The sequence below is a fragment of the Cryobacterium sp. MDB1-18-1 genome (assembly GCF_004402735.1).
Taxonomy (GTDB): Bacteria; Actinomycetota; Actinomycetes; order Actinomycetales; family Microbacteriaceae; genus Cryobacterium; species Cryobacterium glucosi.
On record NZ_SOFR01000065.1, the window covers coordinates 1 to 14,467 of the forward strand.

Here is a 14,467-nt window from a genome sequence, read left to right on the forward strand (position 1 = left end):
CCACCGGGGCGCTGGAAGGCGGGACGTGCTCCGCCGGCTCCGGCGCCGCCCGGACGCTGGAACGCGCCGGGACGCTGGCCGAAACCGGTCGGGCGCGGAGCCTGGCCGGGTCCGCCCGGACGCGGTGCGCCGGGGCGGGGTGCGGCGGGACGGGGGATGTTGCTCGGGGCCGTCGAGGACGGCGGGCGCTGGCCCATGCCCTGTGCGCTCGCGAACGGGTTGTTGCCCGGACGCGGCGTGGGGGTCTTGCCCATGCCCTGGTTGCTGGCGAAGGGGTTGTTGCCCGGACGTGCCGACGGCGGGCGCGGAACGCTCGCGCCGGGCTTGGCGCCCGTGGACGGACCACGGTCGGACTTGGCCGCCGGGGTGGCCGTCTTCGGGGCGGTCGGGTCTGCTGCGGCAGCCTGTTCGGCAGCCTTCTCGATGCTCGCGGACTTCTCAGCGGCTGCGGCCTTTTCGACGGCGACCGTCTGGCGCTCTGCGACGGTGAGGGGCGCGACGGGATGCGGTGCGGCATCCGCTGCGGGGGCCTCGACGGGCGCGGCAGGAGCCGCACTCGGGCGTGCACCCGGCTTGACCGCGAGGCGGGCCGGTGAGGGCCGCGCGCCGGGCTTGACGCCTGTGGGGGCACCCGGCGTTGCGCCGGCACCCGGGGTGGTTGACGGGGCAGTGGTTCCGGCGCCGGAAGCGGCGTCGGCCAGCAGAGCCGCGCGCAGACGACGGGCTACCGGGGGTTCAACACTGCTGGACGGGCCCTTGACGAACTCGCCCATCTCTTTCAGTTTCGCAAGGGCTACCTTGCTGTCGACATTGAGCTCGCTAGCGATCTCATGTACGCGTGGTTTCGCAGCCACAATTCTCCAATTCCGGGTCTGCACCCGGAAAGGGGCAGACCGTTAGTAACGGACGGGTCTCATTTCGAGCCGCTCATTAGTTGTCCATTAGCCAGTTCAGCCTGTTCTCTAGTTGTTTCGCGTCCAGAGGACTGGTCACGCGAAGGGCACGCCCGAAAGCGCGTCGCCGCAGTGCGTCTTGGAAGCATTCGATGCTGGGATGCAGCCACGCGCCTCGACCGGGCAGAGTGGCGGTTTGATCCACCACGAGTTCCGAGTCTCGGGCTACGAACCTCTGTAAAGAGGCACGCGGACCGCGCGAACGGCATCCAATGCACGTTCTAACGGGTTCCATCGTACCCCCTATTCCGTGTCCTCCAGGATGCTGTCCGGCTGGATGTCGATTTTGGCACCCGTCAGCTTGGCGGCCAGACGGGCATTCTGGCCCTCCTTGCCGATCGCGAGCGAGAGCTGGTAGTCGGGAACGAGGGCGCGAACGGCCTTGATCGACTGGTCGATCACGTAGGCGCTCGTCACCTTAGCCGGCGACAGGGCGCTCGCGACGAACGTCGCGAGGTCCGGCGAGTAGTCGACGATGTCGATCTTCTCGTTGTTGAGCTCAGCCGTCACGGCCCGGACGCGCTGGCCCAGTTCGCCGATGCAGGCGCCCTTGGCGTTGACGCCGGGCTCGGTCGCGCGCACGGCCATCTTGGTGCGGTGGCCGGCCTCGCGGGCGAGGGAGACGATCTCGACGACACCGCTCGCGATCTCGGGGACCTCGAGGGCGAACAGGCGCCGGACGAGGGACGGGTGGGTGCGCGACACGGTGATCTGCGGCCCCTTGAGGCCCTTGCCGACGGCCGTGACGTAGACCCGGATCCGGGCTCCGTGCACGTAGGTCTCGCCGGGGACCTGTTCTTCCGGCGGAAGGATCGCTTCGATCGTGCCGAGGTCGACGTGGATCATCCGCGGGTTCGGGCCCTGCTGGATGACGCCGGCGACGATCTCGCCCTCGCGTCCCTTGAATTCTCCGAGCACCGCGTCATCGGCCAGGTCGCGGAGACGCTGGTTGATGACCTGCTTCGCGGCGAAGGCCGCGATCCGGCCGAAGTCGGTCGGGTTGTTGATCGCTTCGCCGATGACGTTGCCGTCGTCGTCGAGCTCTGGTACAAAAATGTCGACATGGCCGGACTTGCGGTCGAGGACGACACGCGCTTCCGGCTCTTCTTCGACGGCCTGCTTCGTTGTCTCACCCTGGTGGGTGTGCTTGACGTATGCCGTCAAGATCGCCTGCTCGATGATCTGCACGAGTTCCTCGAAGGGAATCTCTTTCTCGCGCTCCAACTGCCGCAACACGCTGAGGTCGATGTCCATGGCCGGCCTCCTCTATTCAGATTCTGCCGCCGCGAAACTGCGCAGCGGGCTGGTATCTACGGTACCCGACGGAACAGGCGCCCGTCACCCCGAAGGGGACGGGCGCCTGTTCCAGACGGACTTTCTGGGCGGTTCTCAGGCGAAGTGCGCCCCGAGGTTGTCCACAGCGCACTGGATGCGCTCTCCCGAGCTGCGGTCCCAGAGCTCGACGATGCCGTCGACGGCTCCGCGTCCGACGATCACGATCTGCGGGACCCCGATCAGTTCGGCGTCGCCGAACTTGACGCCGGGCGAGACCTTGCGGCGGTCGTCGTAGATGACCTCCCGCCCGGTCGCCTCGAGGGTCGCGGCCACCGCGGCCGCGGTCTCGAAGACGATCTCGTCGCGCCCTGCCGCGATCACGTGCACGTCGAACGGGGCGACCGACACCGGCCAGATCAGGCCCTTCGGATCGTTGTTGAGCTCCGCGAGGAGGGCGAGGATGCGGGTGACCCCGATCCCGTACGAACCCATCGTGACCGTGACGAGCTTTCCGTTCTCGTCGAGAACCTTGAGTCCGAGCGCTTCGGCGTACTTCCGGCCGAGCTGGAAGACGTGGCCGATCTCGACGCCGCGGGCAAGCTCGACAGGGCCGGAGCCGTCGGGCGCCGGGTCGCCGGCGCGAACGTTCGCGACCTCCGCGGTTCCGTCGGCGGCGAAGTCGCGCCCGGCGACGAGGCCGAAGACGTGACGACCGTTCTCGTTCGCTCCGGTGATCCACGCGGTGCCGTCGACGACGCGGGGGTCGACGAGATAACGGATGCCGGTGGCCGATTTCTCGCCGAGCACTGCACCGGCCAGGGCCCACGGTCCGATGTAGCCCGTGACGAGACCCGGGTGCTTGGCGAGGTCGCCTGCGTTCGCCGCTTCGACCTCTGCGGGGGCGAAGGCGACCTCGGCGCGCTTGAGGTCGACGTCGCGGTCACCCGGAACGCCGACGATGACGAGGTCGCGGGTGCCGTCGAGGTTGGTCAGGGCGAGCACGATGTTCTTGAGGGTGTCCGCTGCGGTCCACTCCCTGCCGTCGGTGCGCGGGTGGTTCGCGTTCGCGCTGTCGACGAGGGTCTGGATGGTAGGGGTGTCCGGGGTGTCGTGCACCTCGGCGGCCGGAAGCGCCGTCCAGTCGATGACGGGAGGGACCAGGGTCGTGAATGCCTCGACGTTGGCTGCGTACCCGCCGGCCGAACGCACGAAGGTGTCTTCGCCGATGGGGGTGGGGTGCAGGAACTCTTCGCTCCGGGATCCGCCCATCGCGCCGGCATCCGCCTTGACCATGACGTACTCGAGGCCGAGACGGGTGAAGATGCGCTCGTAGGCGTCGCGCTGGGCCTGGTAGCTCAGGTCGAGGCCGGCGTCGGTGTAGTCGAAGGAGTACGCGTCCTTCATCGTGAACTCGCGGCCGCGGAGGAGGCCGGCGCGGGGACGGGCCTCGTCGCGGTACTTGTCCTGGATCTGGTAGATCGACAGGGGCAGGTCCTTGTAGCTGTTGTAGAGGTCCTTGACGAGCAGCGTGAAGACCTCCTCGTGGGTCGGCGCGAGCAGGAGGTCGCTTCCCTTGCGGTCCTGGAGGCGGAAGAGGCCCTCGCCGTACTCGTCCCAGCGGCCGGTGACCTCGTAGGGTTCGCGCGGGAGCAGGGCGGGGAAGTGCACCTCGAAGGCGCCGGCCTCGGCCATCTCCTCGCGGACGATGGTCTCGATCTTGTTCTTGACGCGGAGGCCGATCGGGAGCCAGGCGAAGATGCCGGGGGCCTGGCGGCGGATGTAACCGGCCCGGACGAGGAGTCGGTGACTGGTGACCTCGGCATCCGAGGGGTCTTCGCGAAGGGTACGGAGGAAATAAGACGACAGACGTGTAGGCACCCCCCTACTTTACGGCGCGCGCCGGACACGACTGTTGCCGTTGCGGACAACCGTGGCCGGCAGAGCAGGCTCAGTTGTCCGCAACGGCAACAGTTTCCGCGGGAATGCGGCGGTTGCGGCGGGTCGCGCTACCGCGAGATGGTGACCACGGGGGCGCCGAGGGAGTCCTCGGACGGCGGCATCTCTGCGGCGAGGCGGTTGGCCTCCTCGATCAGGGTCGCGACGATCTCGGACTCCGGCACGGTCTTGATGACCTCGCCGCGCACGAAGATCTGGCCCTTGCCGTTGCCGGATGCGACGCCGAGGTCGGCGTCGCGGGCCTCGCCCGGTCCGTTGACGACGCAGCCCATCACGGCGACGCGCAAAGGAACGGTCATGCCCTCGAGGCCGTCGGTGACGTCGTTCGCGAGCTTGTAGACATCCACCTGGGCGCGGCCGCAACTCGGGCAGGAGACGATCTCGAGCTTGCGTTCGCGGAGGTTGAGCGACTGGAGGATCTGCAGGCCGACCTTGACCTCTTCGGCGGGAGGGGCGCTGAGCGACACGCGGATGGTGTCGCCGATGCCCTCGCCGAGCAGGATGCCGAAGGCCGTCGCGCTCTTGATGGTGCCCTGGAAGGAGGGGCCGGCCTCGGTGACACCCAGGTGCAGGGGCCAGTCGCCGCGCTCGGCGAGGAGGCGGTACGCCTTGACCATGATCACGGGGTCGTTGTGCTTGACCGAGATCTTGAAGTCGTGGAAGTCGTGTTCCTCGAAGAGGCTCGCCTCCCAGACGGCGCTCTCGACGAGCGCCTCAGGGGTGGCCTTGCCGTACTTCTGCATGATGCTCGGCTCGAGGGAGCCGGCGTTGACGCCGATCCGGATCGAGACGCCGGCGGCCTTGGCCGCCGCCGCGATCTTGCCGACCTGGTCGTCGAACTTGCGGATGTTGCCCGGGTTGACCCGCACGCCGGCGCAGCCCGCGTCGATCGCCGCGAACACGTAACTCGGCTGGAAGTGGATGTCCGCGATCACGGGGATCTGGCTCTTCTTCGCGATGATCGGCAGGGCCTCTGCGTCGTCACGGCTCGGGACGGCGACACGCACGATATCGCATCCGCTCGCCGTGAGTTCGGCGATCTGCTGCAGGGTGCCGTTGATGTTGGTGGTCGGGGTCGTCGTCATCGACTGGACGCTCACACGGGCGTCACCGCCGACGAGGACCTTGCCGACCTTGATCTGCCGGCTCTTGCGCCGGGGAGCGAGGATTTCAGGTACTTTGGGCATTCCCAAATTGATTGCAGCCACGCGAATATCTTAGGTGCCCTGACTGGGCGGATGCCCGGCCCAGGCGATTTCCGCACCGGGCCGGCCGTTGCGCGCCGGCTCCGCCGCTACGCGACAGGCGTGCCTGCAGCAAAGCGGCGCAAGTGGCGCGCTCGCCCGGAGGAGCCGGGAACCGGTCGCGCCGCTACTGGGGCGGGAGTGGGGCGCCGGGAGTGGGGTCCGCGCGGTTGGCGCGGAGCACCTCGAGGCGGGCCCGATACTCGACCTCGTCGATGTCGCCCTGGGCGAAGCGCTCGGCGAGGGTCTTCTCGGCGCTGCGGGTGCCGTCGGCCTGCCCGGCCTGGGCCGCCTGCCACGCCTGCCAGCCGGGGTGGCCGGAGAATCCGGGTCCGCCGTGACGACGCCAGCGCCTGCCGAGGATCGCGAACAGGGCGACCACGAGGAGCAGGCCGAAGAAGGGGATCAGGAAGAACAACCAGACCGGCCCGCCGCCCCAGCCGGGGCCGTAGCCCATATGGGTGGCGAACCCGGTGAGAACCGCTGTCGAAAGCATGGTGAGTCCAATCTGTGTGAGGACCCCCTGCGGGGCCTCGGTGGGGAAGAACCGATGATCCGATTCTTTCCGGCCCCGCTCGCCGGGGCATCGGCCCGGAGGAGGCACTTGGACTACTCCCCGGGGTGCAGGTCACCAGCCGTCGCTGACGAGGCCCGTCTCGTAGGCAAGGATCACGAGTTGCACACGGTCGCGCGCGGCGAGCTTCGACATGATCGGCGACACGTGCGTCTTCGCGGTGAGCGGGCTCAGGAATAGCCGAACGCCGATTTCGGTGTTCGTGAGCCCCCGGCCGACGAGCGCGAGCACCTCGCGCTCCCGGTCCGTGAGCACGGCCAGCGCCGCCGGATCGCTCGGGCGCCGCAGCCCGGTCTCGAGCCGGGTGAGCAGTCGCCGGGTCACGCCGGGCGAAAGCAGCGCGTCCCCCGCCGCCGCGACGCGCACGGCCCGGATCAGTTCGGTCGGTTCGGTGTCCTTGACGAGGAAGCCGCTCGCGCCCGCCCGGATCGCCTGGACGACGTACTCGTCAAGCTCGAAGGTCGTCACGATCACGATGTGCGTTCCCCCGAGCTCGGGGTTGCCGACGATCTGCTCTGTCGCCCAGAGGCCGTCGCCGCCGGGCATCCGGATGTCCATCAGCACGACGTCTGGCCGGAGCCGGGTGACCTGCTCGACGGCTTCCGTCCCCGTCGCGGCGTCTGCGACGACCTCGAGATCCGGTTCGGACTCGAGCAGCGAACGGAAGCCGGCCCGGATCAGCTGCTGGTCGTCTGCGATCACGACGCGGATCACCGGCTCCTCCGCAGGGGCAGGCGCGCCTCGACGAGGAACCCGCCCGGCGAGGGTCGTTCGACCCGCAGGCTCCCGCCGAGGAGTTCCGCACGTTCGCGCATACCGAGCAGGCCGCCGCCGGGAACGATGGCCGGGTCGAGCGGCTCTGTCGAGCCCTCGTCGGTCACGGTGAGCACGGCGTCACCGTCGTCGAGCTCGAGCCGGACGGTCGCGGAGAGCGTCTGCGAGTGCCTCAGCACGTTGGTGAGTGCCTCCTGGCAGATCCGGTAGAGCGCGAGCTGGGTGGCGGCGGTCGTGGCCTCCGTCACGGGCGCCAGTTGCCCGACCAGCCAGACGTGCAGCCCCTGGGCGCTGTACGAGTCGATCAGGGCGGGAAGCCGGGACAGGTCGGGCTCGGGGGTGAGCGGCACGGCTCCCCCGGCACGCTCACCGGTCTCCCCCTCGGCGTCCGCGCGCAGGATGCCGAGCACCGTGCGCACCTCGTCGAGCGCGTTCTTGCTCGTGAGCTTGATGTTCGCGAGGGCCTCTGCCGCCTTGGCGGGCTGGCTGTCGATGAGGTGCAGCCCGACTCCGGCCTGCACGTTGATCAGGGACAGCGAATGTGCGAGCACGTCGTGGAGTTCGCGCGCGATGCGCACCCGCTCGCGCTGTTCCGCGGACTGGCGGCGGGCATCCGCTCGGCGGCGCAGCTCGCGCATCTGCTCGCGCCGGGTGCGTACCGTCTCTCCGATCGCGCAGAGCACGGCGAGGGCGACGGTCGTGAGCGCGACACGGGCGGGCTGAAGCGGCACTCCGAGCGTCCCGGCGAGCGCGATCGTCGCCGTCCAGGCCAGGGCGACGGATGCGTAGACCCAGACCCGCGCGCCGCGCACGATCCCGAGCACGATCGCGAAACCCAGGGCGACGTAGGGCAGGCCGACGTCCGGGCGGAGCAGGATGAGCGCGCCGGCCGCCGCAGCGCACACGGCTGCGACAGGGCCAGGGAAACGGCGTGCGCCGAGGAGGGCGATCGGGCCGATCAGGGCGAGGGCGACCGCGAGGAACCAGCCGGGCCGGGGCGCGCCGAGCTCACCACCGAGGTCGTGGCCGGCATGGCCGAAGTCGCGGCCGTAGCGGGCGAGCAGCACGGTGGCGGGCACCTGGACCAGGAACGAGAAGATCGCGGGGAAGAGCACGCGGCCCGCGCGGGGCATCCGGCTGCCTGGGCCGCCGGGAAGAGAGCGCTCATGGTCGAACCACGGCGCGTCGGTATCCCAGTGTGGCGGCATATTCCGATGCTACGTGCCGGAACGACCCGCGGCATCCGCCCCCGGGAGTACGTGCCCGTGCGCGTTCAGGCCCTGGGCGGCCCCTGTGTGTGACCGTTCCGGTCGGGAGTGACCCGCGGAAAGGTCACTCTCGACCGGAAAGGTGCCGGGCTCAGCCGAAGAGGTTGATCGGCTTGACGATGTCGGCGTAGATGAGCAGGAGGCTCATGCCGCCGAGCAGGATGACGACCGCGAAGGTGATCGGCATCAGCCTGGCCATGTCGACGGGGCCGGGATCCTTGCGCTTGAAGAGCTTCGCGACCCGGCGGCGCAGGCCCTCCCAGAGTGCGCCGGCGACGTGGCCTCCGTCGAGCGGCATCAGCGGGATCAGGTTGAACACGAAGAGGGCAACGTTGAGGGAGGCGAGCAGGCCGATCAGGCTCGCGGCCTTGCTCGCGACGGGGATGGTGTTGATGCTCGCGATCTCGCCGGCGACGCGGCCGACCCCGACGACGCTGATCGGACCGTTCGGGTCGCGCTCGCCGGGACCGAACGCGGCGTTGACGATGTCGACCATCCGCTGCGGGAGGTTCAGGATCATGTGCACGACGGCGCCGACGTTGTCGCCGACGGCGGGCAGCACGGCCGTGGCGGGCTGCTGGACGAGTTCGCCTGCCGGGCCGATGCCGACGAAGCCGACTTCCTGCGTGATGGCCTTACCGTCGGCATCCGTGGTGACCTTCCCCGCGGCGTCGAGAACGTACCGTTCGGTCAGTTTGGGGGTGATCGTGAGAGTCACGTCGGTTCCGGCGCGGTCGACGACGACGGCGAGCGGGGTGCCGGGCGAGCTGCGGATGATCCCGGTCGACTGGTCCCAGCTCGTGATCGCGGTGCCACCGATGCTCACGAGGCGATCGCCGGGCTGCAGGCCCGCCGCCGCGCCCGGGGACTTCTCGTCGGTCGCGGCACAGGTCGTCTGGGTGCTCGTCGCGGGGAGCACGCACGCGGACACACTGCCGACCGTTGTGCTCGCCTGCGCGGTGCCGAAGCCCATCAGGAGGACCGCGAAGAGCACGACCGCGATCAGCAGGTTCATGGTGGGCCCGCCGAGCATGATGATGATGCGCTTCCACACCGCCAGGCGGTAGAAGGCGCGGTGTTCCTCGCCGGCGCCGATCGTGTCGGCGCTCGACTGCCGGGCATCTTCGACAAGGCTCGTCAGGGCCCCCGGCTTCTTCGCGCTCGGGTCCTGGGCTGTCGGGTCCTGGGCAGGAGCGCCTTCCTGCACAAGCTGGTTGAAGAAGCCCGTGCTGTTCGGGTGCGGCTTCTCCCCGGGTTTCGCGGGCGGGAACATGCCGATCATCGAGATATAGCCACCGAGGGGAATGGCCTTCACGCCGTATTCCGTCTCGCCCTTGCGGCGCGACCAGAGCGTGGGGCCGAAGCCGATCATGTACTGGGTGACCTTGACGCCGAACGCCTTCGCCGGCAGCAGGTGGCCGATTTCGTGCAGGCCGATGGACAGGGCGAGTCCGACGACGACGATCACGACGCCCAATATGTACAGCAGCACGGTTTCCACAGTCGTAGATTACCCACCCGAAGCTGACAGGCCGCTGGCGGTTCGCTATGCGGGGTGTGGTTTGCTTGGGGGGTACCGAACCCGAATGGAGTTTCCCCTGCCTTCGCTTTCCTCCGGCGGTCCCCGCCCCGTTGACGGCCTCATCGGCGTCAGCCTCGCTGACCGCTTCCGGATCGACCGCCTGATCGGCGTCGGCGGGATGGCCGTCGTCTATGAGGCGACCGACCTCGCCCTCGGACGCACCGTCGCGGTCAAGCTCTTCCGGCTCGACACGACGGACGACGCGGGTTCGGAACGGCAGAGCGGCGAAGTCGCCGTGCTGGCGAGCCTCAACCACTTCGCCCTCGTCACGCTCTTCGACGCAGGCACCGCGGTCGTCGACGGGACCGCGCGCACCTTCATCGTGATGGAGCTCGTCGACGGAACCGACCTCCGAACGAGGATCGCCGCCGGCCCGATGCCGCGCTCGGAGGTCGCAACGCTCGGCGCAGACCTCGCCGAAGCGCTGCACTACGTGCACGAACGCGGGATCATCCACCGCGACATCAAGCCGGCGAACGTGCTGCTCGCCGCCTCCGGGTTCCCCGGACGCGCGTCGCACGCCAAGCTCGCCGACTTCGGCATCGCCCGCCTCGTCGACGCGACCCGCCTCACGGCGACCGGCACCTTCCTCGGCACGGCCGGCTATCTCAGCCCCGAACAGGCGCTCGGCACGACGATCGGAGCGCCGAGCGACGTCTACTCGCTCGGTCTCGTGCTGCTCGAATGCCTCACCGGCGAGCGGGCATACCCGGGAACGGCGATCGAGTCCGCGATGGCGCGGTTGCAGCGCGACCCGGAGATCTCCCCGACCTTCGGTCGGGCCTGGGCAGACGTGCTCGGCGGCATGACCCGCCGCGAACCGGACGAGCGGCTCAGACCGGCGGATGCCGCGGTGCGGCTGCGACTGCTGGCGCAGTCCGAGGCGGCGGCGGAAACCATCGCGGGAACGACGGAGGCGACAGTGTCACCCGATGCCGGCGCGACGACGGAGGCGTACACCCCGGCGAGCGTCCTCCCGGCGGCGGATGCCCCGACGCAGGCGCTGGACCCGACGGCGGCCTATGCGGCGACACGCGCCTTCGCGCCGGCGGATACCCCGACCCGGGTCCTTCCCGGCGAGTCCACCGTCTTCGCCAGTGCCGGGTTCACTGCCGAGACGGTTTCCTTCGGTGCTGGGGAGCCACGACAGGCGGCCGGGGCGCCGGCCGCATCCGCTCGCCCACCCCGGTCGACGGCCTGGCCTCGCGTGCTCACAGGCAGGACCGGTCTCGCCGTGCTCGCCGTCGCTGCGGTCGCCCTGATCACGATCGTCGTGCTCGGCTTCACGCTGCGCCCCGCTGCGCAGGCGGATGCCCCGGCCGGTCCGTCCACGAGCACCACGGCATACCCCGACGTCGCCGGAACCCTCGGCGACCACCTGCGACAGCTCCAGGAAAGCGTGGCACCGTGAGCATCGGCATGCGCACCAGGACCGGCACCGGCGCCAACGGCATCCGCGGCCGCCTCGCCGCGCTCGTGGGCGGCGCACTGCTCGTGGCCGCCGCCCTCACGGGGTGCGCCTCCGACAGCTCCCCCGTTCAGCCGTCGACGGCGACCCAGTTGCAGTCCGGCGTGCTCTCGGTGACGGAGGCCGCTGCGGCAGGCGACTACCCGGGCGCCTCTGCCGCCCTCGACGCCGTGCAGGCCGACCTGCTCACGGCGGCCGCGACCGGCCAGGTCACGGGGACCCGCGCGACAGAGATCCAGGCTGCGATCGACAGTGTGACCGCAGACCTCGCCGCGCTCGAGGAGGCGGCCAGGCTCAGTTCCGCTCCTCCGTCCGCCGTCCCGGTCCCGGCTCCTTCCGTTGACAGCGGCAACGACAAGGGCAACGGTAAGAAGGACAAGTGCAATCCGAAAAAGGACAACTGCGACGGGTGACCCTCGTCATGGGCCGGAAGGACATATGACTCACCATCTTGTAGTCGGGGCCGGCCTGATCGGCCGTCCCGTCGCCGAACGGCTCGCGGCGCGCGGGGACACCGTCACGATCGCGACGCGCTCAGGCTCAGCAGCGGCCGGCGCGACCCCGCTGGTACTCGACGCGAGCGACCCGGACGCTTTCTCCGCCGCGGCGGCAGGGGCCTCGACGATCTTCCTCTGCACGAACCCGCCATACACGGACTGGGCCGCGCAGTGGCCGCCGATCATCGGCGCGGCGATCACAGCCGCCGCGGCGAGTGGCGCCTCCCTCGTTGTGATGGGGAACCTCTACCCCTACGGCACACCGCGCGGCGCGATGACCGAGCACACGCCGGAGACGACGACCGAGCGCAAGGGCCTGGTTCGCAGGGAGGGGTGGCGCCGGGTGCGTGCGGCGCACGAGGCCGGGCAGATCCGGGCGGTCGAGGTGCGCGCGAGCGACTACTTCGGGCCGGGAGCGACCGGTACCGCGCACCTCGGCACGGACTTCTTCACCGCGATCCTGGCTTCGAAGACCGCGCGCGTCGTGGGCAGGCCCGAGCTCCCGCACAGCTGGAGCTACCTGCCCGACATCGTTTCGACCCTGATCGCCGCCGCGGACTACGCCGGGGACTGGGGCCGGATCTGGCACGTGCCGAGTGCGTCGGCCAGCCGCGTGGAGATCGCGGCCGAGCTGAACGAACGCTACGACTGCGCGGGCTCGGTCTCCGGCTACCCACAGTGGGTGCTGCGCAGCATCGGCCTGGCCAACCCCCTGATGCGTGAGGTCTACGCCTCGAGCTACCAGTTCACGTCGCCGTTCATCATCGACTCTGCGGAGACCGAACGCGAGCTCGGCGTCGTCGCCACCCCGTGGCTCGACGCGCTCACCACGACGGCGGACAGCTACCGCGCCTGACCCCGGGCCGCCGGGGGTTATGCAGATCGGGCGAGGAGCTTGTCTGCGGCGGCGCGCGCCCAGGTCTCTGCTGCCGCGAGGGACTCCCGGGTGAGCGGGCCGTCCTGCTCGTGGGTCTCGACGACCCGCTGGATGGTGTCCACGATGTCGAGGAATCCGATCCTGCCGGCGTGGAACGCGGCGACGGCCTGCTCATTGGCCGCGTTGAACACGGCCGGGTATGTGCCACCGGCACGGCCGACCTGCTTCGCGAGCGCGACGGCCGGGAACGCAACGGTGTCGAGCGGTTCGAAGGTCCAGGTCTGCGGCTTCGTCCAATCGAGGGGAACACCGACGGCGGCGACCCGGTTCGGCCAGTCGAGGCCGAGCGAGATCGGCAGGCGCATGTCGGGCGGCGAGGCCTGGGCGATCGTCGAGCCGTCGATGAACTCGACCATCGAGTGCACGATCGACTGCGGGTGCACGGCGACGTCAATGTCTTCGTAGGCGACATCGAAAAGCAGGTGAGCCTCGATGATCTCGAGGCCCTTGTTCACGAGGGTCGACGAGTTCGTCGTGACGACGAGCCCCATGTCCCAGGTCGGGTGCGCGAGCGCCTGGGCGGGGGTGACGGCCCGCATCTCCTCGCGGGTGCGGCCCCGGAACGGGCCACCGGATGCCGTCAGCACGAGCCGGGACACCTCACGTGCCGTCCCCGAGCGCAACGCCTGCGCGATCGCGGAATGCTCAGAGTCGACCGGCACGATCTGCCCGGGTGCGGCGAGCGCCGTGACGAGGTCGCCGCCCACGATGAGGGATTCCTTGTTCGCGAGGGCGAGGGTGCGCCCGGCCCTGAGCGCCGCGAGGGTCGGACCGAGCCCCACGGAGCCCGTGATGCCGTTGAGCACGACGTCGGCGTCGACATCCGTCACGAGCTGTTCGGATTCGTCGGCGCCGAGCGCGGTGTCGTCGACCTGGAATTCCTCGGCCTGTTGCGCGAGCATCTCCCGGTTGGCGCCTGCCGAGAGTCCGACCACTTCGAACCGGGTGGGATTCGCCCGGATCACATCGAGGGCCTGGGTTCCGATCGAGCCGGTGGACCCGAGAATTACTACTCGTCTGCGCATTCCCTCATGCTAGCTTTCGTGGTACCGGGTGTCACGGCGGTAGGGTCGAGCAGTGACCGGAGCCAAGGACGAACCCCAGGAACCCCTTATCCAGGAGCCCGACGAGGTCGCGGAGACCGCCTCGGATCTCCCCAGGACCCGTCGTCCCGGATTCGTCTACTACCTGAGTTACGGCGTCATGGCGCCGATCGCCCGGATCATCTTCCGGCCCGTCATCACGGGGACCGAGAACATCCCCCGCTCCGGCCGGGTCATCATCGCGAGCAACCACCTCTCCTTCATCGACAGCATGGTCATCCCGCTCGTGACGCCGCGTCGGGTGCAGTACCTTGCGAAGTCGACGTACTTCACCGGGACGGGAATCAAGGGCTATCTCACCCGAACCTGGTTCGAGTCGATCGGTGCTGTCGGGATCGAACGCGGCGCGGGCCAGGCCGCACAGGACGCGCTCGACGCGGGCCGCAGCATCCTCGAGTCGGACAGCGCCTTCGCCATCTACCCAGAGGGCACCCGCTCCCTCGACGGACGGCTCTACAAGGGGCGCACCGGCGTCGCCTGGCTCGCCCTCACGACGGGTGCCGTCGTCGTGCCGGTCGGCCTGATCGGCACCCAGGAGATCCAGCCCGTCGGCACCCGGATCCCGCGGGTGCGGAAGATCACCGTGAACTTCGGCGAACCGATCGACGTGAGCCGCCACGGGCCCGCGACCTCAGGCCGGGCCAGGCGCCAGGCCACCGACGAGATCATGGCCGCGATCCACCAGCTCTCCGGCCAGGAGCTCGCCGGGCGGTACAACGAATCACCCCGCCCCGGGCTGCACGGGCTCGCAGACAAGGTCTTCCCGCGAGAACGCGTCTAGCCGGGTTCAGCAGCTACCGGCGCGCGGAAACACCGGGGAAATCGCCGCAAACTAA

General features: G+C 69.6%; 14 protein-coding genes. 4 read left to right on the plus strand and 10 right to left on the minus strand.

Going from position 1 to position 14,467, the window contains the following annotated elements:
- The 9 genes from E3O50_RS15480 to E3O50_RS15520 all read right to left on the minus strand — a co-directional run.
- The coding region (locus tag E3O50_RS15480; protein ID WP_174775396.1) for a translation initiation factor IF-2 N-terminal domain-containing protein at positions 1-854 on the minus strand (854 nt) is incomplete at its 3' end.
- Positions 855-930: 76 nt separating this feature from the next.
- On the minus strand, positions 931-1,188 hold the full coding sequence (locus E3O50_RS15485) for a YlxR family protein (protein ID WP_134559500.1): 258 nt from the start codon (positions 1,186-1,188) through the stop codon (positions 931-933).
- 8 nt (positions 1,189-1,196) lie between these two features.
- Positions 1,197-2,207 carry a transcription termination factor NusA gene (nusA, locus tag E3O50_RS15490; protein WP_134445864.1) on the minus strand — a complete coding sequence of 337 codons (1,011 nt, stop codon included), beginning with the start codon at positions 2,205-2,207 and terminating at the stop codon, positions 1,197-1,199.
- A 135-nt stretch (positions 2,208-2,342) separates the two neighbouring features.
- Positions 2,343-4,106: a proline--tRNA ligase gene (locus E3O50_RS15495; protein WP_134559502.1), complete on the minus strand. Its 1,764-nt coding sequence runs from the start codon at positions 4,104-4,106 to the stop codon at positions 2,343-2,345.
- 128 nt (positions 4,107-4,234) lie between these two features.
- On the minus strand, positions 4,235-5,392 hold the full coding sequence (gene ispG / locus E3O50_RS15500; RefSeq protein ID WP_174774622.1) for a flavodoxin-dependent (E)-4-hydroxy-3-methylbut-2-enyl-diphosphate synthase: 1,158 nt from the start codon (positions 5,390-5,392) through the stop codon (positions 4,235-4,237).
- Between the two features lie 163 nt (positions 5,393-5,555).
- A complete protein-coding gene (locus tag E3O50_RS15505; protein WP_241975396.1) occupies positions 5,556-5,924 on the minus strand; it encodes a hypothetical protein in 369 nt (122 codons plus the stop codon).
- A gap of 132 nt (positions 5,925-6,056) precedes the next feature.
- Positions 6,057-6,716 carry a response regulator transcription factor gene (locus E3O50_RS15510; RefSeq protein ID WP_134559504.1) on the minus strand — a complete coding sequence of 220 codons (660 nt, stop codon included), beginning with the start codon at positions 6,714-6,716 and terminating at the stop codon, positions 6,057-6,059.
- Positions 6,713-7,984 carry a sensor histidine kinase gene (locus E3O50_RS15515; protein WP_198413641.1) on the minus strand — a complete coding sequence of 424 codons (1,272 nt, stop codon included), beginning with the start codon at positions 7,982-7,984 and terminating at the stop codon, positions 6,713-6,715. The genes E3O50_RS15510 and E3O50_RS15515 overlap by 4 nt, the downstream gene beginning before the upstream one ends.
- 151 nt (positions 7,985-8,135) lie before the next feature.
- Positions 8,136-9,545: an RIP metalloprotease gene (locus tag E3O50_RS15520; protein WP_198413642.1), complete on the minus strand. Its 1,410-nt coding sequence runs from the start codon at positions 9,543-9,545 to the stop codon at positions 8,136-8,138.
- Between the two features lie 85 nt (positions 9,546-9,630).
- On the opposite strand from E3O50_RS15520, the gene E3O50_RS15525 reads away from it, so the two are divergent.
- From E3O50_RS15525 to E3O50_RS15535, 3 genes are read left to right on the plus strand one after another with little or no spacing between them, the layout of a single operon-like run.
- Entirely contained in the window at positions 9,631-11,037 is a 1,407-nt protein-coding gene (locus tag E3O50_RS15525; protein WP_134445867.1) for a serine/threonine-protein kinase, read from the plus strand.
- Complete coding sequence (locus E3O50_RS15530) at positions 11,034-11,507, plus strand: hypothetical protein (protein ID WP_134559506.1); 474 nt, start codon at positions 11,034-11,036, stop codon at positions 11,505-11,507. The genes E3O50_RS15525 and E3O50_RS15530 overlap by 4 nt, the downstream gene beginning before the upstream one ends.
- A gap of 25 nt (positions 11,508-11,532) precedes the next feature.
- Complete coding sequence (locus E3O50_RS15535; protein WP_134445869.1) at positions 11,533-12,447, plus strand: NAD-dependent epimerase/dehydratase family protein; 915 nt, start codon at positions 11,533-11,535, stop codon at positions 12,445-12,447.
- Between the two features lie 17 nt (positions 12,448-12,464).
- Here the strand turns inward: E3O50_RS15535 and dxr are convergent, their stop codons facing one another.
- A complete protein-coding gene (gene dxr / locus E3O50_RS15540; RefSeq protein ID WP_134445870.1) occupies positions 12,465-13,553 on the minus strand; it encodes a 1-deoxy-D-xylulose-5-phosphate reductoisomerase in 1,089 nt (362 codons plus the stop codon).
- A gap of 178 nt (positions 13,554-13,731) precedes the next feature.
- Here dxr and E3O50_RS15545 point away from each other — a divergent pair, with 178 nt between their 5' ends.
- Positions 13,732-14,412 carry a lysophospholipid acyltransferase family protein gene (locus tag E3O50_RS15545; protein ID WP_134445996.1) on the plus strand — a complete coding sequence of 227 codons (681 nt, stop codon included), beginning with the start codon at positions 13,732-13,734 and terminating at the stop codon, positions 14,410-14,412.
- Positions 14,413-14,467: the final 55 nt, after the last annotated feature.